Origin of the sequence: Octadecabacter temperatus (genome assembly GCF_001187845.1) — a bacterium.
GTDB lineage: Bacteria > Pseudomonadota > Alphaproteobacteria > Rhodobacterales > Rhodobacteraceae > Octadecabacter > Octadecabacter temperatus.
The window spans coordinates 1,973,346-1,999,217 of sequence record NZ_CP012160.1 but is presented as its reverse complement, the minus strand read 5'-3'; the positions used below and the strand labels follow the sequence as shown (position 1 = coordinate 1,999,217).

At 55.8% G+C, this 25,872-nt stretch carries 29 protein-coding genes; 8 read left to right on the top strand and 21 right to left on the bottom strand.

Features of this window, described 5'->3' with window-relative positions; genetic code table 11:
• Positions 1-80: 80 nt before the first annotated feature.
• Together OSB_RS10060 and OSB_RS10055 are read left to right on the top strand one after the other, a co-directional pair.
• Complete coding sequence (locus OSB_RS10060) at positions 81-860, top strand: SDR family oxidoreductase (protein ID WP_049834875.1); 780 nt, start codon at positions 81-83, stop codon at positions 858-860.
• 112 nt (positions 861-972) lie between these two features.
• A complete protein-coding gene (locus tag OSB_RS10055; protein ID WP_049836118.1) occupies positions 973-2,016 on the top strand; it encodes an ABC transporter ATP-binding protein in 1,044 nt (347 codons plus the stop codon).
• On the opposite strand, the gene OSB_RS10050 is transcribed toward OSB_RS10055, so the two are convergent.
• Entirely contained in the window at positions 1,963-2,649 is a 687-nt protein-coding gene (locus OSB_RS10050) for a helix-turn-helix transcriptional regulator (RefSeq protein WP_049834874.1), read from the bottom strand. The genes OSB_RS10055 and OSB_RS10050 overlap by 54 nt on opposite strands.
• 195 nt (positions 2,650-2,844) lie before the next feature.
• Between OSB_RS10050 and OSB_RS10045 the strand changes: the two genes are divergently transcribed.
• From OSB_RS10045 to OSB_RS10030, 4 genes are read left to right on the top strand one after another with little or no spacing between them, the layout of a single operon-like run.
• Positions 2,845-3,057: a twin-arginine translocase TatA/TatE family subunit gene (locus tag OSB_RS10045; RefSeq protein WP_049834873.1), complete on the top strand. Its 213-nt coding sequence runs from the start codon at positions 2,845-2,847 to the stop codon at positions 3,055-3,057.
• 38 nt (positions 3,058-3,095) lie between these two features.
• A complete protein-coding gene (tatB, locus tag OSB_RS10040; RefSeq protein WP_049834872.1) occupies positions 3,096-3,692 on the top strand; it encodes a Sec-independent protein translocase protein TatB in 597 nt (198 codons plus the stop codon).
• Positions 3,689-4,621, top strand: a complete 933-nt coding sequence (gene tatC / locus OSB_RS10035; RefSeq protein WP_049834871.1) for a twin-arginine translocase subunit TatC — start codon at positions 3,689-3,691, stop codon at positions 4,619-4,621. The genes tatB and tatC overlap by 4 nt, the downstream gene beginning before the upstream one ends.
• Positions 4,618-5,454 (top strand): ATP-binding protein, encoded by an 837-nt coding sequence (locus OSB_RS10030; RefSeq protein WP_049834870.1) that lies wholly within the window; start codon positions 4,618-4,620, stop codon positions 5,452-5,454. The genes tatC and OSB_RS10030 overlap by 4 nt, the downstream gene beginning before the upstream one ends.
• Before the next feature lie 27 nt (positions 5,455-5,481).
• Here OSB_RS10030 and OSB_RS10025 read toward each other — a convergent pair whose 3' ends face one another.
• The 6 genes from OSB_RS10025 to purF form a co-directional block, all read right to left on the bottom strand.
• The gene (locus OSB_RS10025; RefSeq protein ID WP_049834869.1) at positions 5,482-6,699 is read right to left on the bottom strand and encodes a peptidoglycan DD-metalloendopeptidase family protein; all 1,218 of its coding nucleotides are present in this window, start codon (positions 6,697-6,699) and stop codon (positions 5,482-5,484) included.
• 60 nt (positions 6,700-6,759) lie between these two features.
• On the bottom strand, positions 6,760-7,401 hold the full coding sequence (locus OSB_RS10020; RefSeq protein ID WP_200802542.1) for a protein-L-isoaspartate(D-aspartate) O-methyltransferase: 642 nt from the start codon (positions 7,399-7,401) through the stop codon (positions 6,760-6,762).
• Positions 7,402-7,406: 5 nt separating this feature from the next.
• Positions 7,407-8,192, bottom strand: a complete 786-nt coding sequence (gene surE / locus OSB_RS10015) for a 5'/3'-nucleotidase SurE (protein ID WP_049834867.1) — start codon at positions 8,190-8,192, stop codon at positions 7,407-7,409.
• Positions 8,193-8,307: 115 nt separating this feature from the next.
• On the bottom strand, positions 8,308-8,946 hold the full coding sequence (locus OSB_RS10010; protein WP_049834866.1) for an SDR family NAD(P)-dependent oxidoreductase: 639 nt from the start codon (positions 8,944-8,946) through the stop codon (positions 8,308-8,310).
• Positions 8,947-8,996: 50 nt separating this feature from the next.
• Positions 8,997-9,257, bottom strand: a complete 261-nt coding sequence (locus OSB_RS10005) for a hypothetical protein (protein ID WP_049834865.1) — start codon at positions 9,255-9,257, stop codon at positions 8,997-8,999.
• 180 nt (positions 9,258-9,437) lie between these two features.
• Positions 9,438-10,910, bottom strand: a complete 1,473-nt coding sequence (gene purF, locus OSB_RS10000; protein ID WP_074202221.1) for an amidophosphoribosyltransferase — start codon at positions 10,908-10,910, stop codon at positions 9,438-9,440.
• Positions 10,911-11,062: 152 nt separating this feature from the next.
• On the opposite strand from purF, the gene OSB_RS09995 reads away from it, so the two are divergent.
• Positions 11,063-11,497, top strand: a complete 435-nt coding sequence (locus tag OSB_RS09995; protein ID WP_049834864.1) for a hypothetical protein — start codon at positions 11,063-11,065, stop codon at positions 11,495-11,497.
• A gap of 3 nt (positions 11,498-11,500) precedes the next feature.
• Here the strand turns inward: OSB_RS09995 and OSB_RS09990 are convergent, their stop codons facing one another.
• The 12 genes from OSB_RS09990 to pyrC all read right to left on the bottom strand — a co-directional run bounded on the left by OSB_RS09990 (position 11,501) and on the right by pyrC (position 23,155).
• Positions 11,501-12,091 carry a CvpA family protein gene (locus OSB_RS09990; RefSeq protein WP_049834863.1) on the bottom strand — a complete coding sequence of 197 codons (591 nt, stop codon included), beginning with the start codon at positions 12,089-12,091 and terminating at the stop codon, positions 11,501-11,503.
• 30 nt (positions 12,092-12,121) lie between these two features.
• Positions 12,122-13,489 carry a DNA repair protein RadA gene (gene radA / locus OSB_RS09985; RefSeq protein WP_049834862.1) on the bottom strand — a complete coding sequence of 456 codons (1,368 nt, stop codon included), beginning with the start codon at positions 13,487-13,489 and terminating at the stop codon, positions 12,122-12,124.
• A gap of 48 nt (positions 13,490-13,537) precedes the next feature.
• Positions 13,538-14,479, bottom strand: a complete 942-nt coding sequence (locus OSB_RS09980; RefSeq protein ID WP_049834861.1) for an alpha/beta hydrolase — start codon at positions 14,477-14,479, stop codon at positions 13,538-13,540.
• On the bottom strand, positions 14,476-14,928 hold the full coding sequence (locus OSB_RS09975; protein ID WP_049834860.1) for a paraquat-inducible protein A: 453 nt from the start codon (positions 14,926-14,928) through the stop codon (positions 14,476-14,478). The genes OSB_RS09980 and OSB_RS09975 overlap by 4 nt, the downstream gene beginning before the upstream one ends.
• A gap of 56 nt (positions 14,929-14,984) precedes the next feature.
• Positions 14,985-15,611: a hypothetical protein gene (locus tag OSB_RS09970; protein ID WP_074202220.1), complete on the bottom strand. Its 627-nt coding sequence runs from the start codon at positions 15,609-15,611 to the stop codon at positions 14,985-14,987.
• A gap of 3 nt (positions 15,612-15,614) precedes the next feature.
• Positions 15,615-16,373 (bottom strand): DNA repair protein, encoded by a 759-nt coding sequence (locus OSB_RS09965; protein ID WP_082166526.1) that lies wholly within the window; start codon positions 16,371-16,373, stop codon positions 15,615-15,617.
• A gap of 765 nt (positions 16,374-17,138) precedes the next feature.
• The gene (locus tag OSB_RS09950; RefSeq protein ID WP_049834856.1) at positions 17,139-17,885 is read right to left on the bottom strand and encodes an ABC transporter ATP-binding protein; all 747 of its coding nucleotides are present in this window, start codon (positions 17,883-17,885) and stop codon (positions 17,139-17,141) included.
• Positions 17,882-18,658 (bottom strand): MlaE family ABC transporter permease, encoded by a 777-nt coding sequence (locus tag OSB_RS09945; protein ID WP_049834855.1) that lies wholly within the window; start codon positions 18,656-18,658, stop codon positions 17,882-17,884. The genes OSB_RS09950 and OSB_RS09945 overlap by 4 nt, the downstream gene beginning before the upstream one ends.
• The gene (gene alr, locus OSB_RS09940; RefSeq protein WP_049834854.1) at positions 18,655-19,692 is read right to left on the bottom strand and encodes an alanine racemase; all 1,038 of its coding nucleotides are present in this window, start codon (positions 19,690-19,692) and stop codon (positions 18,655-18,657) included. The genes OSB_RS09945 and alr overlap by 4 nt, the downstream gene beginning before the upstream one ends.
• Before the next feature lie 42 nt (positions 19,693-19,734).
• Positions 19,735-21,222: a replicative DNA helicase gene (locus OSB_RS09935; protein WP_049834853.1), complete on the bottom strand. Its 1,488-nt coding sequence runs from the start codon at positions 21,220-21,222 to the stop codon at positions 19,735-19,737.
• Positions 21,223-21,409: 187 nt separating this feature from the next.
• Complete coding sequence (locus OSB_RS09930; protein WP_049834852.1) at positions 21,410-22,084, bottom strand: orotate phosphoribosyltransferase; 675 nt, start codon at positions 22,082-22,084, stop codon at positions 21,410-21,412.
• A gap of 21 nt (positions 22,085-22,105) precedes the next feature.
• A complete protein-coding gene (gene pyrC / locus OSB_RS09925) occupies positions 22,106-23,155 on the bottom strand; it encodes a dihydroorotase (RefSeq protein ID WP_049834851.1) in 1,050 nt (349 codons plus the stop codon).
• Positions 23,156-23,261: 106 nt separating this feature from the next.
• Here pyrC and OSB_RS09920 point away from each other — a divergent pair, with 106 nt between their 5' ends.
• Positions 23,262-23,543 (top strand): hypothetical protein, encoded by a 282-nt coding sequence (locus OSB_RS09920; RefSeq protein WP_049834850.1) that lies wholly within the window; start codon positions 23,262-23,264, stop codon positions 23,541-23,543.
• Here the strand turns inward: OSB_RS09920 and OSB_RS09915 are convergent.
• Together OSB_RS09915 and OSB_RS09910 are read right to left on the bottom strand one after the other, a co-directional pair.
• Positions 23,540-24,478, bottom strand: coding sequence for a hypothetical protein (locus OSB_RS09915; protein ID WP_049834849.1), 939 nt, complete (start codon positions 24,476-24,478; stop codon positions 23,540-23,542). The two genes, OSB_RS09920 and OSB_RS09915, sit on opposite strands and share 4 nt — an antisense overlap.
• Before the next feature lie 100 nt (positions 24,479-24,578).
• Complete coding sequence (locus OSB_RS09910; protein WP_049834848.1) at positions 24,579-25,799, bottom strand: acyl-CoA dehydrogenase; 1,221 nt, start codon at positions 25,797-25,799, stop codon at positions 24,579-24,581.
• Positions 25,800-25,872 lie beyond the last annotated feature (73 nt).

The following is a 25,872-nucleotide window of genomic DNA, read 5'->3' as shown; positions in this document are numbered from 1 at the left end:
GGGCGAAATATGGTCAACGATCGGTCCTGTGATGGGCGATTGCTGATGAAAGCTAATGACCTCAAACGGGAGACTTTTCAATGGACATGGGCATCAAAGGTAAGCGGGCATTGGTTTGCGCGTCATCAAAGGGTTTGGGGCGCGGCTGTGCCGAGGCATTGGCAGCTGAAGGCGTTGATTTGGTTATGAACGCGCGCGGTGTCGACGCGCTGGAGGCAACTGCCGCAGAGATTCGCGAAACCTACGGCGTTGATGTTGTGACAGTGGTCGCGGATGTAACAACGGCTGAGGGCCAAAAGGCTGTGATTGATGCGGCCCAAGATGTTGATATTCTTGTGACAAACGCGGGTGGGCCGCCTCCGGGGATGTGGTCTGATTGGGACCGCGATGATTTCATTGCCGCGCTTGATGCCAACATGCTGACACCGATCGCGCTGATAACGGCACTGATGCCTGCCATGATTGATAAAGGCTGGGGCCGTGTCGTGAACATCACGTCCGGTTCGGTGAAGGCCCCCATTCCTGCGCTCGGCCTGTCCAACTCTGCCCGCACGGGATTGACGGGGTTTGTAGCGGGAACATCGCGCCAAGTTGCGGGCAGTGGTGTCACGATCAACAATTTGCTTCCGGGTATTCACGCGACGGACCGTGCGATCCAGCTGGATACGGGCGTTAGTACGGCGCAGGGCATTTCCATGGATCAGGCCAAAACAAACCGCGAAGCGACCATTCCAGCGGGGCGTTACGGCACCCGTGAGGAATTTGGCGCTGCTTGTGCGTTTCTGTGTTCCCAGCACGCAGGCTTTATCGTTGGGCAAAACCTGTTGCTCGACGGCGGCGCTGTAAACGCGACGCTCTGACACTTGCCCTGAGCTGGGTGCGTTGCTATCTGCGATCTATACCCGATTTATTCGGTAAGGATTAAAGGCTTAGTTAGTGACGGATACGCCCCGCCTCGAAATTCGCAATCTGATGCGCAGCTTTGGTGGGCGGCGTGTGGTGGATGATGTGTCGCTGTCAGTGATGCCGGGGCAGGTGACCTGTCTGCTTGGGCCGTCTGGCTGCGGTAAGTCGACCACGCTGCGCATGATCGCAGGGATTGAGACGCAGGAGTCTGGGTCGATCTTCGTTGATGGGGAAATGATCTGCGACGGCAAGTACCGTGTCCCGCCTGAGGGGCGCGGTATCGGCCTGATGTTTCAAGATTTCGCGCTATTCCCTCATTTGTCCGTTGCTGGAAATGTTGCTTACGGGCTGAAAGGTCGTGCATCAAAAAATCGCGCTCGGGTAGAAGAACTGCTGGGCAAAGTCGGCATGCTGTCCCACATCGACAACTACCCGCATGAGCTTTCAGGTGGCGAGCAGCAGCGCGTGGCCCTTGCCCGTGCCCTCGCACCACGCCCGCGCATCATGTTGATGGATGAACCGTTCAGCGGGTTAGATGACCGCCTACGCGACGATATTCGCGATGAAACACTGGACGTGTTGAAGGCAGAAGGCACCGCCGTTTTACTGGTCACACATGAACCTGGCGAAGCCATGCGCATGGCGGATGAGATCGCGTTGATGCGCAACGGTAAGATCGTTCAACGGGGCGCGCCCTATAACATCTACAATACACCCGTTGATAAAGAGGCCGCTGGTTTCTTTAGTGATATCAACAGTGTGTCCGCTAAAGTTAACGGCGCTTTGGCGCAAACTGACTTTGGTCAATTCCTTGTGCCAGGCATGGCTGACGGAACGGTTGTGGATATTGTTATCCGCCCCCAACACGTCAAAATCGACTTTGACCGCCACGGTAAAGGCCCGAATGCGACCATCGCCGAGGGCACGCCTGTGCGCGGCACGGTGAAGCGCGCACGCTTTATGGGGTTTGAAAGCCTTGTGGAGTTCAGCTTGGATGACGGAACTGAAATGAAGGCGGTCATTCCGTCAGTCTTCTTGCCCAAGAAGGGTACGATCCTATGGTTGATGATCCGGCGCGACCGCTGTTTCATCTTCCCGCGCACGGCCTGAACGGTAGTCCTCAAGTCGTTTACCTTCTTCTTCGACAAACAAGCTCGGCAAAATGCGCAGTGACGTGATCTGGTCAATGCGTAGCTCGTCAAATTTGCGGGTCGTGTCACACCAAACGATGCAGGTCCAAAGCCGGCCCCAATAATCCAATTGAAGCGGGCGCACTGTGCGATCACGCACCCCCAAATTGATCAGTAGCTTTTGGCGTGCACGAATGGCGCTGCGAATTTTGGGTAAATGCTGAAAGCCCCGTGCGGCGTCCGCGAACGGATACACGGCCAAGGACCGTGGGGCGTTTTCTTCGGGCAAGACGCCATCCAGTTTTGATGCAAGGCTTGATGCGGCCGCTGCAAGGTCGGTGTCCTGTGCTTGGCTCATCGCGGCAAGACCAACGTGCAAGGCTTCAAGCTCTGCCATCGACAGGTTCAGCGGGGGCAGGGTGATTGCGGCTGTGACGCGGTAGCCTGTGCCGCGCTCCCCCTCAATGGGTACGCCCGATTTCGCCAGCGTGTCCATGTCGCGATAGATTGTACGCACGGATACTTTCATCGCCTCAGCCAAGTCGCTGGCGCGGTGCAAGTGCCCGTCGCGCAGGTGTCGAATCAAGTTCATCAATCTGTCGGCACGTCGCATGGAAAGGCTCCTTTGAAGTCAACTTATGCCAAAAATCTGTCAACTGCCAGAAAAGTGTCACAATACCAGCCAAACCCTTGTGTATTAGGGGACCAAAATGCACTTTTCCCCTTCCAAAACACGAGATGCATCACTACTTCTATGTTCTGCAAAGCCAATGCGGGCAAAACCGCCTGCCACTCTTGGAGAGAATACATGCTTAATAATATCGGCCTTCCGGGTCTTCTTTTGATCGCAGTTGTTGTGCTGGTCCTGTTTGGACGCGGCAAGATTTCGTCGCTGATGGGCGAAGTTGGCAAAGGCATTACAGCGTTCAAAAAGGGCGTTGATGATGGCGGCAAAGAGCTTGAAGAAACACTCGCTGAAGACGCTAAAGACGTGACACCGTCCGACGAAGACAAAGTTTAAGTCACCTGTGAACACCTACACAGAGCGGGGGGCGTAGAATGCCTAATCTAAGCTGGATGGAGATGTTGGTTGTCGGGGTCGTGGCGTTGATCGTCATCGGCCCGAAAGACCTTCCGAACCTGTTTCGACAGGTCGGCCAATTCGTTGGTAAGGCGAAAGGCATGGCGCGGGAGTTTTCCAGCGCAATGAATGCCGCTGCCGATGAAACGGGCATGAAGGACATCAACAAAACCATCAAAGCCGCTGCAAACCCGCAAAAGTTCGGCGTCGATAAGATCCGCGAAGCATCACAGGGGGCCGTGAAGTCGACCCTTAAGGGCGGCGGTGAAACGGAAGCGTTGAAATCCAAACTATCGGATGAGCGCGCTGCCAATAAAGAAAAGATCGACAAAGCAATGGCGAAAGCCGCCGAAGACCGCATGGCGTCTGAAAAGGCGCAAGAGGCTGCTGAGGCGGCGTCGGTTGCGAAATCTGAGGCTGCCAAAGCGACGCCTAAGAAGGCGGCTGCTAAGAAACCGGCAGCCAAGAAGCCAGCTGCGAAGAAAAAGCCTGTTGCGAAGAAGGCGGCTGCTAAAAAGCCTGCCCCCAAGAAAACCACGCCGAAGGCTAAGACGCCGAGCAAGGACGCGAAATGAGCGATACCGACACAAACGAAGACGGCATTGAAGACAGCGCAGCGCCGCTGATCGAACATTTGGCTGAACTGCGCACGCGACTGATCCGTGCGGTCATGGCGTTTATCGTGGGCATCGTTATTGCCTTCGTCGTTGCCGAACCGATCCTTCAATTCTTGCTCGAACCGATTGAAGCGACATTGCGTGAGCTGGGCGATCCAAGCCCGACGATGCAGTACACCTCTCCGCAAGAATATCTGTTTACCTTGTTCCGAATTTCGATGGTGTTTGGCTTTGTGTTGGCGTTCCCAGTCATCGGGTACCAGCTGTGGCGCTTTGTGGCGCCTGGGCTTTATTCCAAAGAAAAGGGCGCGTTCCTGCCCTTCCTGATCGCATCGCCACTGATGTTCTTGCTTGGCGCATCGTTCGCACATTTCGTCGTCACACCGCTGGCGATGGCGTTCTTCCTTGGCTTTGCGGATGTTCCATCCCTGATTGCCGACCTGATGCGTTCTGTTACAGGCGATCTGCCTGAGAACGTGCCAGAAGCTGCGCCTGTGGCCGAGGGCATTCGCATTACCTTCTTCGGTAAGGTGAACGAAAGCCTCGATATCACGCTGAAATTCATCATGGCCTTTGGCATGTGTTTCCAACTACCTGTGCTGCTAACCCTGATGGGCAAGGCTGGTTTGGTCAGCGCTGAGGGCCTGCGCAACGTGCGTAAATACGCGGTTGTTGGTATTCTGTTGCTTGCCGCATTGGTGACGCCCCCAGATATTATCACGCAGGTGATTTTGTTTGTGGTGGTCTACGGTCTTTACGAAATCTCCATCTTCCTCGTGACACGCGTTGAGAAAAAGCGCGAAGCGAAATTGCGGGCCGAAGGTCTGTGGTTTGAAGACGAAGAAGAGGGCGAAGACATCGATGAAAACGATGAGGCCAACACGTGAACGATGAAGTCTTAGGACGCATTGCAGCGGCGCTGGAGCGATTGGCCCCAGCGCCGGCTGCTGTCCCAGACTTCACTGCTTCTGCCTATGTTTGGCACGCTGGCCCAGACCGTCTACAGCCCGTTGAAACGGTGAACCGTGTTGACCTGTCTTTGTTGGTCGGCATCAACCGATCCCGCGACACGCTTCACGAGAACACGGTGCAATTCGCCAAAGGTTTACCTGCTAACAACGCGCTTCTTTGGGGCGCGCGTGGTATGGGGAAGTCTTCTCTTGTCAAAGCGATACACGGCGACGTTCAGGCGACCCACAAAGACCTGAAGATCGTTGAAGTTCAACGCGAAGACCTGCCCAGCATTGGTCGCTGTCTGGCGCTTTTACGTGGTCGTCCTGAACGGTTCATCATGTTCTGTGACGACCTTAGCTTTGGCCATGACGATGCCCATTACAAATCGCTGAAGGCGGTGCTTGATGGTGGGATTGAAGGGCGGCCCGAAAACGTTGTTCTTTATGCGACCTCCAACCGCCGCCATTTGATGCCGCGCGACATGATCGAGAACGAACAGCAAACGGCCATCAGCACGTCTGAAGCTGTTGAGGAAAAGGTATCCCTGTCGGATCGCTTCGGGCTGTGGTTGGGTTTCCACCCCTGTGATCAGGACGAGTACCTTGCGATGATCCGCGGCTATTGCGATGCGCACGGTGTCACGATTGACGATGAAACCTTGCGCGCGGAAGCCATTGAATGGCAAGCGACGCGAGGGAGTAGGTCCGGTCGCGTCGCTTGGCAGTATTTTGTCGACCTAGCAGGTCGTAAAGGCATTAAAATATAGCCTTGCGGGTCGTAAGGGTGTGTCGATTTAGGGCAGGTAGTCCGCCGGATCGACGCTTTCCAACCCATCACGCACCTCAAAGTGCAGGAAGCTCGGTGAGCCTTCCGCAACAGAGGCCATGCCCTGTCCCTGAGACACGCTATCGTCCTTGGACACAGTCAGATTGCTGACATTCACGTAGACCGTCAGGATGTTTCCTGTGTGGCGGACAACGATAATCTGGGCGCCATTGGTGTTCTGCGTGATCGCGGCAACCGTACCCGCAGCTGCGGCTTTAACGGTTGTGCCAGCTGGCACACCGATGTCGATGCCTTCATTGCGACCTGCATTGTATTCGCGAATGATTGATCCGTTTACCGGCAGAATGAACGGTGCGCTCGTGGCTGGCGACGGGGTCGTCACCTCGCCGATGTCAGGCGCAGGAGGGGCTACTGGCGCAGTTTCCGGCGTTTCTGGTGTCACATCAACGGGCGGTAGTGGCACTACAGCGCTTGGCGGTGTCGGTGTCACGGATCCAGTGCCTGGTGCTTCGACGACGGGGGCCGCTGCGGCTGCAGGGCTAGGTGGTGTTGCACCTGCAACAGGGATCAGCAATTGCTGGCCTTCGCGAACTGTCAGTTCACTGCCAAGACCGTTCCATTCAGCCAAGGCTGCGACTGGCACATCATAAAGACGCGCAATCTGGAAGGCCGTTTCGCCACGTGCAACGCGGTGCAGGCCAGGCTCACGGCCAGTTTGCGGCGCAGGCGTTACAGCAGCAGGCGTTGTCGTTTGCACACCTGCGCGGTCGATCGCGTCAGACGCCAGCGAAGTGACATTCACTTCGGGTGGTTGGATCGGGCCGCTGGTGATCGCGCCCGTCGCAGGGGACGGTTCAGCAACGCGGGCAGGGAGGGCCACAACTTCGTCGCGGCGCAACGGAATGTCGGCATCTACGCCGTTGAAGGCCGCCAATTCATTTGCATCAAGGTTCAAACGACTAGCAATCTGGCGCACGGTTTCACCGCGTTCGGCCACAACCACTTGATAATTCGGATAAGAAATAACGCCGCGATCATCAGGGCGTGGGCGCGCGGCGAGGTTGCGCGCGGCGTCTGTGGTGTCAAACCCACCGCCCAAGTTGCGCATATCCCAGTCAAAATTTTGACCTCGGATGTTGCCGTCTTCATCACATGCGGCAAGCGCCAGTAGCGCGACCGATGCGAACATTACACGCCGTGAATTTGGAAAACGCGGGTTGCCCATGACTTGCTCCTCAAATGTGTCGGGTCTTTTGCCCAACTTTTTCAGCCTTATAACGCTAATTTAGTCTTTTCCCAAGCCCTCAAGCAGGGGAACGAAGCGCACTGGGCGTAATTCCTCGTATTCGAAGCCTGTTTCAGACCGTGTGACGCGGATAAGCGTCTGCACGGAGTCCGACTGGCCAACAGGTAAAACCATAATCCCACCCACCTTGAGTTGAGCCAAAAGTGGTCCCGGTGGGTCCTCTGCTGCGGCTGTGACAAGGATACGATCGAACGGTGCTTGGTCGGGTAGCCCGTGCGATCCATCTGCGGTAAATGCAGTAAGGTTCGTGATATCAAGGGCTTGAAATACATTGCGCGCTTCGTTCATCAGCGTTTTATGGCGATCAACGGTGTAAACGCGCCGTGCAAGGTGGCTGAGGATGACGGCCTGATAGCCTGATCCTGTTCCGACCTCGAGAACTTTGTCACGCGGATTTATCTGCAAGGCCTGCGTCATTAACCCAACCACGGACGGCTGGCTAATCGTCTGGCCACAGGCAATCGGCAGCGGCATGTCTTCATAGGCGCGATCGGCAAAATGGCCCGTCACGAACATCGCGCGGTCGGTTTTTTCCATCGCGGTCAGGACACGTGCATCTGTCACCCCCTTTGATCGAAGGGCGAACAGGAACTGCATCTGAAGTTCGGCGCGGGTGCTCATGGCGTTCATGTCAAACGATCCGTCAAGTCATCAAGCAGGTCATGCGCGGTAAGATCAGCCCGCATCGGCGTGATTGAGGTGTACCCATCAAGGTTGGCAGTGACGTCTGTGCCAGCGCCCGTCGGTTCATCTTGCGGCCCACCGGTAACCCAAAGAAAGCGGCGGCCATTTGGGGCGACATCCGGTTTCATGCCAAAGCGTGTGTTTTCGCGAAACCCTTGGGACGCCACACGCATGCCTTTGACATCGGCGGCTGCGACGGGTGGGAAATTGACGTTGTAGAAGACTTTATAGGCGTCCGTGGTCCAGATGCCTTTGTCTAGAATGGCGCGGACAGTCGCGGCACCATGTTTGGCGGCCGCTTCAAAAGGGTCATCTAGGCCTTTGTTTTCGGGGCCGAAAAACTGGCTGAGGGCGATGCCTTTCACGCCTTGGATTGCGGCCTCGATGATCGCGCCGATGGTGCCGGAATAAAGCGTGTTGTCGGCGGCGTTGTTGCCACGGTTCACACCGGACAGGATCAAATCAGGCTTGGCATCCTTCATCACGTCGTAAAGGCCAGCCAACACGCAGTCAGCGGGGGAGCCTTCGGCGGCATATCGGCGATCAGACAGTTTGGCGATCATGGTGGGGGCGGCGTAGCTGATGCAATGGCCAACGCCGGATTGCTCAAACGCAGGGGCGACTGTCCAGACTTCGCCACTCGGTCCCGCAACCTCATGTGCGATTGCCGTAAGCGTAGCCAGACCTGGGGCGTTGATACCGTCGTCGTTGGTAATGAGAATACGCATGATTTGCCCCTTTTTATGCCTTGTTAAGACAGGGGACAGAGTGCGGCAATGGTCCAACGCAGATAGGATGCAAGCACCCCTAAAGGCGTTGCATCAAAGACTCGCGTTCGACCTATTAGGCGAGGATGTCCGGCAGCAGGCGCGCGGCCTCGGATTTTGGGTCCGCCAAGGGCGCGCGGTCTTCACCGGGGTAAAACCGTGCACGGGTGGCTGTTGGCATCGGATTTGGCGTCAAAACCTGAACCCGTGGGCCGGTTTTGGCGGTTTCGATTTCCCAAGACCGCGCCAGCGCGATTTGCGCGGCTTTCGTTGCGCCGTAGCTGCCGAAAAAGGCTTCACCGCCGCGTGCATCGTCAAAGAAGACGGCCTTACCGTCCGCACCAAGCAACGGCGCGACATAGGAGATCATCCGTGATGTAGACGTGATGTTAATGTCGGTGGATTTGGCGAAATCCTTGGGGTTGATGTGGCTTGCGGGGGTCAGCGGGGCTGCGTGGATGGCAGCGTGTACCCACAAATCAAGGCTGCCCCAGCGATCAAAGATCGAGCGGCACAGCTGTTGCATCGCCGCATCCGTTGAGATGTCCATCGGCGCAAGCGTGGCATCGCCGCCAATGGCCTTGATGCGATCATCGAGGTCTTCGAGCGCGCCTGTCGTGCGGCCAACTGCGATGATGTGGTGAGTAGGGGCAAGGGCTTCCGCCAATGCCGCGCCAAGACCGCGCGATGCGCCTGTGATGAGTGCTGTTTTCATGGCGTCTCATTAGGTGTGTGGGCGGCGCTTTGCAATCCCGCGAGCCGTGTTTAGACGGGCATCATCAGGCGGCGAATAGTCGCGTCTGCGTCCCGCAGCAGAACGTAGGTGTCCGTAATCGCGACGACTTCGCCCAAGGGGGTCGCATCTGCAACGGATGCAGTCGTGATGGTTCCGTCGGGTGAGCGCAGCAATGCACGCGGCCCGTCGCCGCCGCTAAACAACCCCAAAAGTTGGGGTTTGGACAGATCGATCGCATCGAAATGCGTCGCGCTTTGTGCAGTTTCTGGGCTTGTGGTCTCGGTCGACATTGATTTGGCCTTTGATAATCCAAAGGCGCAGGTAATGCTGCGATGCAGCAATGTCGAGCTTTGCAGCTTAACGTCGGCGTAAACTAGCCGATGATGCGGCGCGGTGCGCCATCTGCAGCGAAGCACCCCAGACGCAATCAGGGGCGTTTCAAAGTTAGATTTCTTAGTTAAAGTAAAGGGTTACTCGGCAGCGGTTTTCATCTCAAATCCCTGTTCCAGCATATCTGCCGGCTTCACGGGGTATTCGCCACTAAAGCACGCATCGCAATACTGCGGTGAGGCATTATCGCGTTTGGCCTGACCAACAGCGCGGTACAGCCCGTCGAGCGAGATAAATTTCAGCGAGTCGACACCAAGATGCGTGCGCATTTCTTCCTCAGTCATCGTGGCCGCCAACAGCTTTTCGCGCTGGGGCGTGTCGACGCCATAAAAACACGGCCATGCCGTTGGTGGGGACGCAATGCGGAAGTGAACTTCGGCTGCACCCGCTTCAAGGATCATTTCCTTGATCTTGCGGGACGTGGTGCCACGCACAACGCTGTCATCCACAAGAATGATGCGTTTGCCCTTCACCAGCGCACGGTTCACGTTGAGTTTCAGGCGGACACCCATGTTGCGGATGCTCTCGGATGGTTCAATGAACGTGCGGCCCATATATTGGTTACGGATGATGCCCATCGCGTAGGGAATACCTGATTCAAGACTATACCCGATCGCCGCAGGGGTGCCGGAATCCGGAACAGGGCAAACGAGGTCCGCATCAACGGGGTTTTCTTTTGCCAGCTCGCGTCCAATGTTTTCGCGTGTTTCATAAACAGAACGGCCGCCAAGAATTGAATCTGGGCGGCTGAAATAGACGTGTTCGAAAATGCAGAAACGGGACTTGGCGCGGCGGAATGGGAAGTGGGATTCAACGCCTTTGCTGTTGATAACAACCATTTCGCCCGGTTCAATCTCACGCACGAAGGTGGCGTTGATGATATCCAGTGCGCAGGTTTCAGACGCCAGAACCCAACCATCGCCAAGCTGTCCAAGAACCAATGGGCGTACACCCAACGGATCACGACAGCCGATCAATTTGGTGCGGGTCATGGCGACGACGGAAAACGCGCCTTCAACCTTGCGCAGGGCTTCTTCCATACGATCCGGAATCTTTTTGCCCATAGACCGCGCCATCAGGTGAATGATGCATTCACTGTCAGATGAGCTTTGGAAAATTGAGCCGCGTTCGACCAGTTCTTTACGAAGGGCCAGCGCATTGGTGATGTTGCCGTTGTGCGCAATCGCAGCACCGCCCATGGAAAATTCACCAAAGAAGGGCTGCACGTCGCGAATTTGCGTCGCACCCTTAGAGCCAGCCGTGGAATAGCGCACATGGCCAATTCCGATCGGGCCGGGCAGGGTGGCCATTGTTTCTGCGTCGGTAAAGTTGTCGCGGACATATCCGAAACGGCGCGCTGAACTAAAACCGTGGGCGAAGTCGTGGGTGACAATGCCACCCGCTTCTTGGCCGCGGTGTTGCAGGGCGTGAAGGCCAAGGGCGACGACAGAGGCTGCGTTTTCAACCCCCACGGCGCCGAAGACACCACATTCTTCTTTTAATTTATCGTCATCAAAAGGATGGGCAGGGGGCATTTGGTCGCGAAGGCTCATGGGCACGGGGGCAGCTCCGAATCCGAGGGTTTGCGTTGAGGGGGGTTTAACCCTTTGTCGTGAAAGTGTCACGTAAGGATAAAGAAGAAAGTAACTTGGGCTTGGCTGTTGGCTATTGGCAACGCTAGGGTCACCCAAAAGCAGGAGGTTTTATGCTTGGACTAGTCGTAGCAGCGATCATGGCGGGATCATTTTTCATGCCGTGGATGTCAATTTTCGGGGAAGACATGAGCCCCTACAGCATGCTGGGTGACAAAATTTCGCTCACGGACCTGCCGTGGCGGGGCTGGGCGTTCTTTGCAAGCTTTGCTCTTGCTGGCTTAGCTGCGGTTGCCATTATTTTGCAGCGCTCAGCAGGTGTCTTGATGTTGGTTGCTGGCGGGATCCCATTTGCGCTCATCGCTGAGACCGTCCTGAACGCACGCGGCCAAGCACAAGAAATGGGATTGCCATTGCCAGAAGGCGGCAACCCGATTGAGGCATTTCGCAAAATGCAGGACTTCATCGAACTCGGCGTTCCTGCCTATTTCGTGTCAGCCGCTCTACTGGTTGTGATCGGATTGGCCCGCGCAGTTCGCGGGCGCTAGGCCTTAGTTTTCAGCGGGTGCCGCTTCGACTTCTTCAACAGGCTCACCACATTCACCAACGAGTTGTTCGTATTGCGTTGTGATCCAGCCGAGTGCGGCTTCTGGGTCGCGCTCTTCGATGCTGCCCGTCATATTTGAGAACACTGCAATCGCGCGGCTGTTTTCGACCATTGGGATGTTCTGGCTTTGCAGAACGGTTGAATAGACAAAGAACGCCACAGCGACCAACAAAATGCCGCGCAATGCGCCGAACAAGAACCCGAGGCCCTGGTCCAAGCCGCCCAAAACGGATCGCTGGATCAACGATGAGAACAGTGGCGTAAAGATTGAGACAATCACAAGAACCACAGCGAATACGGCAGCGAAGGCTGCAATCACGCTGAGTTCACAGCTGTCACCGATAAAATCGCCAACAACGGGGATCTGACGCACGAGTGGTGTGACTTGATCCGCAAAGATGAATGCCATGACCGTGGCAACGATCCAGCCCATGATGGCCAGTGCCTCGCGCACGAAGCCGCGTGAATAGGCCAGCAGTGCCGACAGAATAATAACAATGGCGACCACGCCGTCGATGATGGTGAAATCGCCCATGAATTTGTCGCCTTGTCTTGCTGTGCGGGGTTATCTTTCCCCGAATACTTGTTCCACGAAGCTGTGCAAGTCACGCATTTCACGCATCGTTACACCGCTATCCCCGCCACGTTTCGCACGAACCGGAGTAATAGCGGAGGTAAAACCAAGTTTTGACGCTTCTTTCAACCGATTTTCCGTCTGAGGTGCGGCCCGTAGGCCACCAGAGAGGCTTAATTCGCCAAAAACAACACAATCTTTAGGTAGCGCCGCGTCTTCACGGGCGGAAATTAGCGCAGCGGCAACGGCTAAATCAGCCGCTGGTTCGGTTACGCGCATGCCGCCAGCGACGTTTAGGTACACATCTAGGCCGGTAAACGGCACACCCGCACGGGATTCGAGGACAGCGAGGATCATCGCAAGACGCGAACCGTCCCAGCCAACAACCGTACGACGCGGTTGCGAATGGGGGGAGGGCGAGACAAGCGCCTGAAATTCACACAGCATGGGCCGCGAGCCTTCGATGCCTGCAAAGACAACGGATCCCGGTGCTGGGTCGCCGCGTTCTGACAAGAACATCGCAGACGGGTTCTTCACCTCAGCCAGTCCTTTGCCCGTCATTTCAAACACACCGATTTCATCGGCAGGGCCGAAGCGGTTTTTGACAGCGCGTAGAATACGGAACTGGTGACCGCGTTCGCCTTCAAAATAGAGAACCGTATCGACCATATGTTCCACAACACGCGGGCCCGCGATGGTGCCTTCTTTGGTGACATGTCCTACAAGAACCACGGCAATGCCGTTTTGCTTGGCGAATGTTGTCAGCTCATGCGCGGCGGAACGGACTTGGGACACAGACCCCGGCGCAGCCTCAACCGTATCGAGCCACATGGTTTGGATGGAATCGATAATCACGAAGTCGGGCTTTTCAGCTTCGAGCGTCGTGAGGATATCGCGCAGGTTGGTTTCGGACGCCAGTTTCACAGGGCTTTCCGTTAGGCCCAATCGCCGCGCACGCATTTGTACTTGGGATGCAGATTCCTCGCCCGAGATATAAAGCACCTTCAACCCGTTGCGGGCAAACCGTGCGGCCGCCTGCAACAGCAATGTTGATTTCCCGATACCTGGATCACCGCCGACCAAAATCGCTGAGGCCTTAACCAAACCGCCACCCAAAGTGCGGTCCAGCTCACCTACACCAGACAGGGTGCGCGGTGGCTCGGCCTCAAGCGTGGCGAGGTCAGTGAGGTTGATCTGCTTGCCACGCCCGCCACCCATCGCCTTTTTAGACTTCGGGCCGCCAGTCAGGGGCTTAACTTCTTCGATGGTATTCCATGCTTCGCAGCTGTCACAGCGCCCCGACCATTTGGTTGTGGAAGCATTGCACGCGGTGCAGGTGAAGGTGATATCTTTTGCCATGTTCACGTTTTATTCTATTTTAAATGTAACGCAAGAGCGTGGTTGAGATCAGCCTGCGATGTTATCGCGTAGGAATTCCAACACGGTGGGGGATGTCAGTGCAACAAGGTGGTTGTTTTCCGCATCGCGGATATCTGTCAGATCGACGACGCGGAACCCCAAGGCTTCGTAGGCTGCTACGTCGTCTACGTCTGCCCCAACACGGTTTTGGGCTTGTGCCAAGCGCGCAGAGACAAACAACGCACGATCACGGCCCGAAACCACAAGCAGTGAGTTTTTGGGAAGCGGTGAGATATCGTTCACTTGCGCGTTAAACACATCAGGCGCGATATCGGGCTGCAACAGGATCAAGCTGTCCAACACCACGGGTTGGTTTTTCAGGCGCATCCGCACCAAGGCTTCCATTGCCAACATGCAACCGAGCGAATGGGCGACGAGCGTAATCGGCCCGCCCCAAATGCGTCCCAACCGCACAAACAAGTCTTCCAAGGCCGATCGCGATTGCAATGCGCTGTCACGGTCAAACAGGTATCCGCTGGCGGTAGACGCAGATGGCCAAACGAAAGACAGTTGCGGCCCGCGCATGCCGGTATCTTGTACCATCTGGGCCTGCCGATAGACCGCCTCAGCCGACGTGTTGTTAAATCCGTGCACCCAAATCACCAACGGATCGCCGCCAACTGGGCCAAGCGCGCGTTTGATGTCTTGGTCCGACGTCACCTGTCGTTGGCGCGATAGAGCAAAGGCATTTTCGCCCTCGACGGGAACCTCTCCGGGGATGCGGTTACGCGGCACGGCGACATCAAGGTCGTAAAAGTTCAACCCGTCGATATGTTCCGAGCTCTCAAAGGATGCGCGGTTGGTTGCCATCAAGATGGGTTGATTGTCGAACACCCCACCGATGATGGGGGCGGTAAACAACCCGCGCGCGGTGCAACCGGACATCAAGGCAGCCGAGCTCGTGGCGATAAATGCGCGGCGGTTCATCATTGTTGGATCGCTTTAAGGTGGCGGGCCGTGAAAATGGAAATCAGGATCGACGCCAGAACGCAGCCAGTGAACAGATACAGCCCCCAGCCGCCCTCAACCGTCACGCGGCCCGCGCCTTTTACGACAACCACATAGAGCGCGATGAGGAAAATGTCGGCCATCGCCAGTTTTCCCAAGTAGCCCAACACGGGTAGCACTTTGGCCTTCAACAGGTCAAAGTGCACCAAGGCCAAGCCGATGGTCTTTAGGTAGGGCGCGAAGATTGCAAAGAACGTGACGATTAGCGCAAGGATCGCGTCGCTTCCCCAGAGGCTTTGCAAACCTGAGATGACCGAAATCTCGTCCATGCCAAAGATTGGCAGCAGTGCCGCACGCAAAAGCGGGGCGAACCATGCGATTGGAAACAGGATCAGCAGGGCAAGATTGGCGATGCGTAGAATGTTGAGCATGAAGCGTCCTTTGTCGTTGCCGACTATTTGACGGTCTCAGCCCGCGCTCGCAAGGCTTAGTCGTCGGCGCAAGGGATACGATCAGCGGTTTGTGTCCCAAGCACACGGTCCAGCAGGCCTTCACCATCACGCACAGCTTGCTCTGCGCCATCAGAAATCCGCGCGTCTGCCTGCGCACATAGCTTTTCGGCGAGAGATGCTTCGTGGCGTTGGGATGTTACCCCGCTAAAGATTGCGCCAATCACCAAGGCCAAGAAGATGAGCGCCACAATGCCCGCACCGTGACGGGTCGGCGGGGTCGTGACTGGGCCAGCGGTGTGTGCTGGGGCCAGCTCGTCTGGTTTGAAGGCATGCATGGTGGGGTCGGGGTCATAATAGGTGACGTCCCATTCGCTCATCGTTAATCCGACGAGGCAGGCGATTAACGCGAATATGATAACGGGCCATTCGTAAAGCAGGGTCAGCCAAGGTGTGGCAAGGGCGGGCACCGCTGCGCGCATCACGCCGAAAGTCAGATAAATGACCATCACGACCGTTAGTGCGACACCCCAGTTGCGCACGGTTTCCGCGTGGCTGGCGATCCATGTTTTCGAAAATCCGAAACCGATCAAACGCATAACCACGCGCATCACACCGATCGTAAAGCGGATGAAGAGTGCCGCGAGGTCGGCTAGAAATTCCACGCTTTATTCGGCGGCAGGCTTTTGTGGCAGCGGAACGATCTCGGCGCTTTCTTTGCCAAGCGTGTAGCCCAGCGATGGCAGGGTTGCTTCAAGCTGTTCTTCAAGTTGCGACAGTTGGGACGCAACAACGCTTTCTTCCAGCTCAACCTGTTGGGACCATTTGCGAATGTCGCGCAGGTTGTGATGGGCTTCAACAATTAGCTGCTGCTGACGCTCGGCTTCTTCCTGACGCTGGCGCAGGAATGTCTTGGCGCGGCCAACTTTCTCGTCGTTGTAGATGTCGGACAACTCGCGGGACTGATGGGACATCTGCGCGGCAATTTCCAAGACGGATGGCTCAAGGCTGTCCAGATCAGGGTGGTCGCGCAGGTAGGCGAGGCGCTCACGTACAGCGTCAAATTCAGACGACATTGTGAAAATCCCAGAACGGTCCGCAGTGTGGCACAGGTGATAGGCCCGTGCGACGTCTTCCATGCTGAGTTTGAAGTTGCGATGCGACCGTTCAAGAGACATGATGCGACCTGCGCTGGGCATAAAGAAGAACAGCGATGCAAGGATGAAGGTCACAACGATCTGGGTGTACATTCCGGCAAGCGGCACAAAGACATCACCAAACGTGGCAGTGAACGTCAGCCATGGGGCCAAGCCGAATGCGCAAGCGGCAGTATACGCCAGCGCAGCAAGTCCGATCACGAGGATCAGGACCATAGAAATCGAATGCAAAACACGGTGGCCACTTGCCACCAAAGAACGATCAGACACGTTCACCCCCAGGCTGTTATGTCACTACAAAAAAGTTAACGCTATCTTAGGCGGAAAGCTGCCTAGGACCCAAGGGGAAAAACCTGAAAATAGCAGCAGGGTCAGGAAAACCGGAACAATAACAGGTGATTGTGAGGATTGTCTTGTGAAACAAGCTGATTCTGCACGGGGTCGATCAACTGAGAATCTCATGATGATGTAGGTGTGATCGTATGTGTGTCATATATACAGTGTCGCTCACCGTACTTAGTTAAAATGCCTGTTGTGGCGACAATGTTGCGATTCGCGTTTTGGGTGCATCGAACCCTAAGGGGGGCGCCCTCGAGAGCGAGGGATATCAGAACGTTAAGGTTTCATAGACCTAGGTTTGTGTTTGAAAGCTCTATCGCAAAGTAGCCGGCGATCAAGACCAGGATGATACCGAGAATTAGAAGAAGCCCTGGCCATCCGTACTGCCCGGGCGTCTTTCGGCGATACATTCCAATGCCACCGACCAACAGAAAGAAAAGCCCCAAGGGGCCGCCTAAATAAATCACTCCGATGACTATTATTAATCCCATCTAACGCCCTTTCCGCAGGCCTAAAGCGACCAATTAGCTTGCCCCATTACATTGACATACAGGCCGAACGCAACTGCGCCACAAAGAAGGATAACGACACAAAGGATCAAACAAATGCGCGCCCAGCGTTTGCCACGCGGCCACCCTATGTAAATTAGAATGCCCAAGGGGACGATGAGCGCAAGCGTGAGATAGTCCAAGTCCATTAGCGCACGGCCTCAATGGGCCCTTCAGCACGGCCGTGGATGAACTGATCAACGTAGGGATCATCAGACGTATCCATGTCACCGACAGGGCCGGTCCAGCGGATTTTACCCGCGTGAAGCATCGCGATTTTATCGGCGATGGCACGCACGGAGGTCATGTCATGGGTGATCGTGATCGCCGTTGCACCCATTTCGGTCACGATCTCACGGATCAAATCGTTGATCACACCTGCCATGATTGGATCAAGGCCGGTTGTGGGTTCGTCAAAGAAGATGATCTCGGGCTCAGCGGCAATGGCGCGGGCAAGGCCGACGCGCTTTTGCATGCCGCCTGAAAGCTCGGCAGGAAGGCGGTCAGCGACATCAGGTGTCAGCCCAACACGGCGCAGTTTTTCGATCGCGATTTCACGCGCTTCATCTTTAGGTTTCTTCAACGAGCCCCGCAAAAGCCGGAAGGCTACGTTTTGCCAAACGGGAAGGCTGTCAAACAGCGCAGCCCCCTGAAACAGCATCCCAAACCGCGCCAAAAACGCGTCGCGGTCGCCTTTGTTCACGTCCTTACCATCGACAGCGATTGTGCCGGTTTCAGGTGTAACTAAGCCCAAAATCGATTTGATCAGAATGGATTTTCCGGTGCCAGATCCACCGATCACAACCATGCTTTCGCCCTTGCGAACGGACAGGTTCACACCGCGCAGGACGTTGTTAGACCCAAATGATTTGTGGACGTTTGTAAGCTCTATCATGCGGAGAAAAATGCCTCCGTCAGTAGGAAGTTCGCCGCCAAAATCAGGATGGCGGCGGCAACGACGCTAGACTTGGTTGCCCGTCCAACGCCCATCGCGCCACGTTCTGAATTCATGCCGTAGTAACACCCCATCAGGGCTGCGATGAAGCCAAAGACGGCGCCTTTCACAAGCGATGAAATAATGTCGAGTGGTTCAAGAAAATCGGCGGTGTTTTGTAGGTAGGCAGCCGCGTTAAACCCAAGGCGTTCTGTGCCAACGATGAAGCCGCCATAGATGCCAATGATATCGCCAACGCCAACCAGCAGGGGCATCACCAACGTCGCCGCCAAAACGCGGGGCAGGGTCAGGTACTTCATCGGGTGGGTCGAAAGTGTGACCAACGCATCGATCTGCTCGGTCACTTTCATGGTCGCGATTTCAGCCGCGATTGATGACGTAACACGTGCGGCGATCATCAAACCGACTAGAACAGGGCCGAGTTCACGGACCATGCCGATAGCAACGATTTGCGGGACCACGGCCTCGGCACTGAAACGCGCACCGCCGGAATAGATTTGCAAAGCCAACGCGCCGCCTGTGAAAAACGCCGTCAGGCCAACAACTGGAAGAGAGAAATAACCGATCTGCAACAACGCATTACCGAATTCGCGCCCATAAAATGGCGGACGTACCAAATGGCTTACGGTCTGTCCTGTAAATACGGCCAAACGTCCGATTGCGGCCAAGAACCCCAAAACGGCTGCGCCAATTGAGGCCAGAACTGCGCTCATCCGCCAGCGTACCGACGTTGATAGCGTGGGCCGAGCGACGTGAGGATTTCATATCCGATGGTTCCCGCACGTTCCGCCAACGCATCCACAGTTTGATCTTGGTTCAAGACGGACAGGACACCGGGAAGTTCCGGCAAGTCGGTTACGTCTGCAGTGATCAAATCCATTGATACGCGGCCAACCAATGGCACCGCTTGATCGCCATGCCACAGGTTCGCGCCACCAGACAACGCGCGAATTAAACCATCGGCGTAACCACCTGAAACCGTGGCGATTTTTGAAGGCCGTTTCGCCGTCCAAGAGTTTGCATAGCCAACGGTTTCGCCAACTTCGACGTCGCGCACTTGGATCACAGGAAGGTCCAGAAAGGCCACGGGCTGCGCATCCGTAAACGGCGCACCACCGTACAAGCCGACCCCAGGACGGGTCATGTCGAAATGGTATTCAGGGCCTAGCAAAATGCCACCGGTCGCAGCCAAAGAGCGCGGGACTTCGATCCCGTCGGTCATGAGGTGGAATTGCTCAAGCTGTTGGCGGTTCATCGCGTGGTCTGGCTCATCGGCGCAGGCGAGGTGCGACATCACTAGACGGCAATTTTGCGACAGGGCGATTTCGGCAACGGATGCCCATTCCCCAATCTCAAGCCCAAGTCGATTCATGCCGGTATCAAGTTGCACGCCAAACGGGTGTTCGGGCAGGGCTTCAAGGTGGCGGGTTAGCTGGCCGACGGTATTGACCAACGGGGTCAACATCATGTCGCCAATCATGTCGGTGTCGCCGCGCATGTGCCCTGAGAAAACGAAAATTTCCACATTCGGGCCGACGGCTTGGCGCAATTCAACGCCTTCCTCTGCAGCAGCAACAAACAATCGCTTTGCGCCGGCTTTAATCAAAGCGCGGCCCACTTTCGCAACACCCAGACCGTAACCATCTGCCTTTACAACGGCAGCGGTTTCCACGTCTGTCATGCCATCAAGGGCGCGCCAATTGCTGGTCAGCGCATCTAAATCAACTGTTAAAAAACCTGTACTCATAAGCCGTTCATGCCAGCCCGCGCGAAGGGGGGCAAGTGGGGTTTAGAATTCCTGATCGCCGTTCTGCTGCCACGGTTTCACAAGGTTGCCAAAGCGGGTGAATTCCGGCGTGAACGACAGCTCAACCGTGCCAATTGGACCGTGACGTTGCTTGCCGATGATGACTTCGGCCTTGCCGTGCAGTTCTTCCATTTTGGCGACCCAACCGGCCATCGCTTCCATGTTGCTGTCTTCGGGCTTTTCACGCTCGGTATAGTATTCGCCACGGTACACGAACATCACCACATCGGCATCTTGCTCAATCGAACCAGATTCACGCAAGTCACTGAGTTGTGGGCGTTTATCTTCGCGGTTCTCAACCTGACGTGACAGCTGGGACAGGGCGATCACTGGGATTTGCAACTCCTTGGCGATGGCTTTTAGGCCCATCGAAATCTCACCGATTTCCTGCACACGGTTTTCAGACGTACCGCGCACCAGCTGCAAATAGTCCACGATCAGCAAGTCCAAACCATGTGTCCGCTTTAGGCGGCGCGCGCGGGCGGACAATTGGCTGATCGGAATGGCGGCTGTGTCATCAATATAAAGGGGGCAAGATTCCAGCTGTTTGGCGGCATCCACGAAGCGGCGAAATTCGCCTTCGGTCATGTCACCTTGGCGGATCTTGTGGGATGAAATTTCGGATGCTTCCGCGAGGATACGTCCGGCAAGCTGTTCGGCCGACATCTCGAGTGAAAAGAACCCGACAACGCCGCCATCAACGGACCCTTCAGTGCCATCGGCCAGTTTGCCCTTTTTATACGCCTTAGCGACGTTGTAGGCGATGTTGGTGGCCAGCGACGTCTTCCCCATAGAGGGACGACCGGCGAGGATCAGAAGGTCAGATTTGTGTAACCCACCGAGTTTATTGTCCAAATCGATAAGGTCTGTGGCAACACCCGCCAAACCGCCATCACGCTGATAGGCAGAGTTAGCGACGTTTACGGCATCTGTGACGGCCTTAAGGAAAGACTGGAAACCGCCTTCGGTGCTGCCTTGCTCGGCCAGCTTATAAAGCGCTTGTTCGGCTTCAACGATTTGTTCTTTGGGTTCGCTATCAACGTCGACTTTACCGGCTTTGGCTGCAATGTCTTGGCCAACGGTGATCAGCTCGCGGCGCACCGCGAGGTCGTAGATCATTTGCGCGTAGTCACGGGCCGCAAAGGCGGAAATCGCCGCACCCGCAAGGCGCGCGAGGTAGGCTGGGCCGCCAAGTTCTTTCAGGCCTTCATCGTCTTCAAGAAACGCCTTGAGTGTTACAGGGGAGGCGAGGTTGTTTTTGGCAATCCGTGCCGCAGCCGTTTCAAAAATGCGGGCATGGACGGGGTCATAAAAATGATCAGGCCCAACAATCGCGGACACGCGGTCAAAGATGTCGTTGTTGGTCAGGATCGCACCCAGAAGCTGTTGTTCAGCCTCAATGGAATGGGGGGCGGAATCGACATTGGCCTCAAGCGTGCCTGTCGCATTAAATGTCGAAATCTCGTTCATTTTTGTCCCCTCAACCCGCGATGCGCCGCTCGGGTGTCATACAAAACGCGTGGACCCAGCGCAAATTGTATAAAGCTGTGGATAGGATGTGAGAGCGACAATGCCACAAAATGCAGTCCGCGCAAAGCGCAGACCGCAAGATATTGTGGTTGGTTGTCCAGAATTTCCGTTAACTCTTTTGCAAGAATTAAGCGTGTGCTGCCGACCATGCTGCTGGATCACGCAAGTAGGCTTCGACTTCGGTCAATGTTGCCGCGTCGAAAGATTCGGATGCCTTGGCTTCCGCCAGCACGTCCCACCATGTGCACAGGTGTAGCAATTGCACACCATGATCGGCGAGGTTTTGTTCAACGCCTTCAAAGATACCGTAATAGAAAATGACGGCCGTCGCGTTACAGGTCGCGCCAGTTTCACGGATCGCGTCAACGAACGACAGCTTTGAGCCGCCATCGGTGGTCAGGTCTTCAACCAAAAGCACGCGCTGGCCCTCAGACATGACACCTTCGATACGCGCATTGCGACCGTAACCCTTTGGTTTCTTGCGCACATATGTCATCGGCAATGCCAAACGTTCTGCCATCAACGCGCCAAACGGGATGCCAGCCGTTTCACCACCAGCGACGTTGTCAAATGCCTCAAATCCACATTCACGCATGGTTGTGACGGTCAGAAAATCCATCAAAGTGCTGCGGATGCGCGGGAAAGAAATCAGCTTGCGGCAATCCACATAGGTCGGGGCCTTCTTTCCGTTCGAGTGGGTGAACGGTTCTGCGGAATTGAAATCAATCGCGCCGATTTCGATCAACATACGTGCAGTCAGGCGGGCAATTTCGGCTTTGTCGGGAAAGGATGTAGGGATCATGTCAGTCTCTTCAGGTAAGAATTATTCGACGCGCCAATGCAGCGGGAAGCCGGGGTTAAACACGGTGACTGGGCCGTCAGCCGTATCAACGTGATCTGGGTAGTCGACAGGATCGCCCTTAACCAAGGTTACAGTGTCCTCGTTCGGTTCTAACCCGTAGTAGCGCGGACCGGCGAGGGATGTGAAGTTCTCAAGCTTGTCCATTTTTCCAGCTGCATCAAAGACTTCTGCGAGGCAGGACATCGTGTTGATGGCTGTAAAACAACCCGCACAACCACATGGCAGCAGCTTGTTGGCGTCTGTGTGTGGCGCTGAGTCCGTGCCAAGGAAGAAGCGCTTGTCGCCAGAAATCGCGGCCTGAACCAGTGCGATGCGGTGCTTTTCACGTTTCGCAACGGGCAAGCAATAGTAATGCGGCTTGATCCCACCCGCGAGGATGTGGTTGCGGTTGATGATCAGGTGGTGCGTCGTGATCGTCGCGGCAAGGTTGGATCGACTGTCGCGCACGTAGTCCACAGCGTTCTGCGTCGTCACGTGTTCCATGATGACTTTCAGGTCGGGCACCTTCTTGCGGATAGGCTTGAGGACTTTGTCGATGAACACGGCTTCTCGGTCAAAGATATCAATGTTCGGGTCCGTTACTTCGCCGTGTACGCACAGGGGCAGTCCCATGTCGGCCATGCGTTCTAGCACGGGGCGCACTTTATCAAAGTCGGACACACCAGAGGCCGAGTTCGTGGTCGCACCTGCAGGGTAAAGCTTTACGGCGGTGATGATGCCATCGCGGTGCGCGATTTCCAGATCATCAGCGTCGGTTTCTTCCGTCAGATAACAGGTCATCAACGGGCGAAAGGGCGTGCCATCGGGCAGGGCGGCCATGATCCGTTCGCGGTAGGCGGCGGCTTGCGCACCTGTCACCACGGGGGGGACAAGGTTTGGCATAATGATCGCACGGCCAAAATGGTTTGCTGTATGGGGCGCGACGGCCTGCATCATGGCACCATCACGAAGGTGGAGGTGCCAGTCGTCAGGGCGCGCAATCGTTAGGCGGTCTGGGCTTTGCTTGGACATACTGCCCATTACACCGCGAAGGGGGAACTGACCAGAGGGTTCCCCTTGCCAAAACCGCACCGGTTTGCAACAGCAGTATCAACACCACTATATAACGGAGATAGAAATGTTCGGTTTTTTGATTGCAGTCGTCGGGGGCGCCGTAACGCCAATGATCGAAGCACCCTTGGCGCGCCCAGTGGCACGCATGATGGGTGAAAGCTTTGATGTGAAAGACACAGAGCTGCGCACGTTGGCCTTTATGATCGCGATGATCATTGCTGGCGTTCTGTGCGCAGTCTTCAGTTCAGGTTCCGCGCTGGGCCTCGCGGTTGGTGGCGCGCTTGGATATTTTGGCATGCGCCTTTTGCGGACTGCGCAGCGAATGATCGAAAACAAGCGTAGCTAAACGCTCACGCCTCGCGCCTCGAGTTCGGCAAGCTTTTTGCTGAACGCGGGGCGCCCGCCCACTGCATCCATATGGCGGCACAGTCGCATGAGTAAGCTCTCGTGTTCTTCATCTGCATCCAAGCGATGCATAATGGTCCGCAGATAGGGGCCATAGCTTTGCCGCGCGCGCCATAGAGTTGCGAAGGTAGCCTGGTTCAATTCATTTTCCATCGCCAGCTCGATAATTTCGGGCAGTACGTCCATCGCGTTCAACGCGCGATCGGCATTTGGGCCGAGGTACGGGCAGGAAAGGTGCGTGGTGTTTTCACCTGGAAAGAGCGAGGCGTGCATCGCGTCTTCGATGATAGACGGATCATGAATGATCGATACCGTCTCTGCAGTTTCCACCATCATCGGCGCGTAGCCAAATCGGGTTTTGAAATCTAAACGACGTGCTTCGATATAGCGCTGGTCCCAACGGGCAAGCGATGGATCAAGTGTGGCTTGCGGCTGAATAGCCAGAACACGTGCATCAGGTGCAGCTACGGAATAGGCCGCGGCCGCATAGCCAGCTGCGCCAGATCCATAAAACAAGATCTGATCAAAATCATCAAAGAAGCCATCGTCGATCATGCGGTCAAAATAGCCAAATACGGCTGGGTGGCGGAACCAATCGGGCCCAGCTTCCGCGAGCAATGTAAGGCTAGACCAACCGTGGCTTTGCACGAAGCTCCAGCCCAGTGGGGCGCTGTCATCGTTGTTTTTACGCACAGTTGCGACCGTTTCAAACGTCACCAGCAAGGTGCGGCCTGCATCGATCAAAACCGCGGTATGGTTTGGTCCAACAGATTCCACATGGCCGAATTCATCGGCGACTGTCTCAAGCTGAACCGTCCATTCCGAGCGGTCCAAATTGTTGAGATTATAGTCAAATGCTGTAGCTAGATCTTTCATTCAGGCAACTCAGTCAAAGGGTGGTCCCACACACTGGGTTGCGTGTTAGGGGCGCATTGCGGCGCAAATTGGAAAGGGTTTGGGCGAATATGAGAAGTCATTAGAAAAACGCCTGTAGGCCGGTTTGGGCACGTCCAAGGATCAGTGCATGGACGTCGTGGGTGCCTTCATAGGTGTTCACGGTTTCTAGGTTCACCATATGGCGCATGATGTGGAATTCGTCTGAAATTCCGTTGCCGCCGTGCATGTCACGCGAAGCGCGGGCAACGTCCAACGCTTTGCCGCAGTTGTTGCGTTTCATCAGGCTGATCATTTCTGGTGCTGCTTTACCTGCATCCATCAAACGACCTAGCTGCAAAGCTGATTGAAGCCCGAGTGTGATCTCGGTCTGCATATCCGCGAGCTTTTTCTGGAACAGCTGGGTTTGCGCCAAGGGCTTGTTGAACTGCTTGCGATCCAGTCCGTAGGTGCGCGCTGCGTGCCAGCAGAATTCAGCAGCCCCCATCACACCCCACGCAATGCCGTAGCGGGCGCGGTTCAGGCAGCCAAACGGACCTTTCAGACCCTGAACATTTGGCAACAACGCGTCGTCGCCAACCTCAACACCGTCCATCACGATCTCGCCCGTTACAGACGCGCGAAGCGACATCTTACCTGCGATCTTTGGTGCACTCAGACCTGTCATGCCTTTTTCAAGGACAAAGCCACGGATTTTGCCGTCGTGTTCTTCCGACTTGGCCCAGACCACAAAGACGTCCGCGATAGGGGCGTTTGAAATCCACATCTTGGAACCGGTGATCTTGTAGCCATTCGCCGTTTTCACTGCGCGGGTTTTCATACCTGCGGGGTCGCTCCCCGCGTCAGGTTCGGTCAAGCCAAAGCAACCGATTAACTCACCAGACGCCAAGCCTGGAAGATACTTTTTACGTTGCTCTTCTGATCCATAGGCATGGATCGGATACATCACGAGGGACGACTGAACCGACATCATGGACCGGTAACCACTGTCCACGCGCTCTATCTCACGTGCGACCAAACCGTAGGTGACATAGCCCGCGCCCAAGCCGCCGTATTCTTCGGGGATCGTCAAGCCAAGCAGGCCAGCATCGCCCATCTCACGGAAGATACCAGCGTCGACAGCTTCGTCGCGGTAGGCATCGCGGACCTTAGGTTGAAGCGTGTTTTGTGCGAATTCAGCTGCCGCATCGCGCAACATACGTTCGTCTTCTGTCAGTTGGTCTTCAAGACGCAACGCATCTGTCCAATCAAACGCAGACAGGTCAGGGCCATGCCCTGCATTTACTGCTGACGACTCATTCATTTTTAACCTCACCCCAGTTAAGAATTAACTTATCGCGCCAATTTGGTCCGGACAATGAGCACGTCGCGTGAGC

What these genes read in the sequence shown, in the direction of transcription:
- OSB_RS09990 (WP_049834863.1), bottom strand. Translation starts at nt 12,091, where the DNA reads ATGGGCGATTTCACCATCATCGACGGCGTGGTCGCCATTGTTATTATT.
- OSB_RS09950 (WP_049834856.1), bottom strand. Translation starts at nt 17,885, where the DNA reads ATGATAGAGCTTACAAACGTCCACAAATCATTTGGGTCTAACAACGTC.
- purF (WP_074202221.1), bottom strand. Translation starts at nt 10,910, where the DNA reads ATGAGCCTTCGCGACCAAATGCCCCCTGCCCATCCTTTTGATGACGAT.
- OSB_RS10020 (WP_200802542.1), bottom strand. Translation starts at nt 7,401, where the DNA reads ATGAGCACCCGCGCCGAACTTCAGATGCAGTTCCTGTTCGCCCTTCGA.
- radA (WP_049834862.1), bottom strand. Translation starts at nt 13,489, where the DNA reads ATGGCAAAAGATATCACCTTCACCTGCACCGCGTGCAATGCTTCCACA.
- surE (WP_049834867.1), bottom strand. Translation starts at nt 8,192, where the DNA reads ATGCGTATTCTCATTACCAACGACGACGGTATCAACGCCCCAGGTCTG.
- tatB (WP_049834872.1), top strand. Translation starts at nt 3,096, where the DNA reads ATGCCTAATCTAAGCTGGATGGAGATGTTGGTTGTCGGGGTCGTGGCG.
- OSB_RS10010 (WP_049834866.1), bottom strand. Translation starts at nt 8,946, where the DNA reads ATGAAAACAGCACTCATCACAGGCGCATCGCGCGGTCTTGGCGCGGCA.
- OSB_RS09930 (WP_049834852.1), bottom strand. Translation starts at nt 22,084, where the DNA reads ATGATCCCTACATCCTTTCCCGACAAAGCCGAAATTGCCCGCCTGACT.
- OSB_RS10055 (WP_049836118.1), top strand. Translation starts at nt 973, where the DNA reads ATGCGCAGCTTTGGTGGGCGGCGTGTGGTGGATGATGTGTCGCTGTCA.
- OSB_RS09910 (WP_049834848.1), bottom strand. Translation starts at nt 25,799, where the DNA reads ATGAATGAGTCGTCAGCAGTAAATGCAGGGCATGGCCCTGACCTGTCT.
- OSB_RS10025 (WP_049834869.1), bottom strand. Translation starts at nt 6,699, where the DNA reads ATGGGCAACCCGCGTTTTCCAAATTCACGGCGTGTAATGTTCGCATCG.
- OSB_RS09935 (WP_049834853.1), bottom strand. Translation starts at nt 21,222, where the DNA reads ATGAACGAGATTTCGACATTTAATGCGACAGGCACGCTTGAGGCCAAT.
- pyrC (WP_049834851.1), bottom strand. Translation starts at nt 23,155, where the DNA reads ATGTCCAAGCAAAGCCCAGACCGCCTAACGATTGCGCGCCCTGACGAC.
- OSB_RS09980 (WP_049834861.1), bottom strand. Translation starts at nt 14,479, where the DNA reads ATGATGAACCGCCGCGCATTTATCGCCACGAGCTCGGCTGCCTTGATG.
- OSB_RS10005 (WP_049834865.1), bottom strand. Translation starts at nt 9,257, where the DNA reads ATGTCGACCGAGACCACAAGCCCAGAAACTGCACAAAGCGCGACGCAT.
- OSB_RS09920 (WP_049834850.1), top strand. Translation starts at nt 23,262, where the DNA reads ATGTTCGGTTTTTTGATTGCAGTCGTCGGGGGCGCCGTAACGCCAATG.
- OSB_RS09995 (WP_049834864.1), top strand. Translation starts at nt 11,063, where the DNA reads ATGCTTGGACTAGTCGTAGCAGCGATCATGGCGGGATCATTTTTCATG.
- OSB_RS10045 (WP_049834873.1), top strand. Translation starts at nt 2,845, where the DNA reads ATGCTTAATAATATCGGCCTTCCGGGTCTTCTTTTGATCGCAGTTGTT.
- OSB_RS09915 (WP_049834849.1), bottom strand. Translation starts at nt 24,478, where the DNA reads ATGAAAGATCTAGCTACAGCATTTGACTATAATCTCAACAATTTGGAC.
- OSB_RS09945 (WP_049834855.1), bottom strand. Translation starts at nt 18,658, where the DNA reads ATGAGCGCAGTTCTGGCCTCAATTGGCGCAGCCGTTTTGGGGTTCTTG.
- OSB_RS10050 (WP_049834874.1), bottom strand. Translation starts at nt 2,649, where the DNA reads ATGCGACGTGCCGACAGATTGATGAACTTGATTCGACACCTGCGCGAC.
- alr (WP_049834854.1), bottom strand. Translation starts at nt 19,692, where the DNA reads ATGAGTACAGGTTTTTTAACAGTTGATTTAGATGCGCTGACCAGCAAT.
- OSB_RS10060 (WP_049834875.1), top strand. Translation starts at nt 81, where the DNA reads ATGGACATGGGCATCAAAGGTAAGCGGGCATTGGTTTGCGCGTCATCA.
- tatC (WP_049834871.1), top strand. Translation starts at nt 3,689, where the DNA reads ATGAGCGATACCGACACAAACGAAGACGGCATTGAAGACAGCGCAGCG.
- OSB_RS09975 (WP_049834860.1), bottom strand. Translation starts at nt 14,928, where the DNA reads ATGCTCAACATTCTACGCATCGCCAATCTTGCCCTGCTGATCCTGTTT.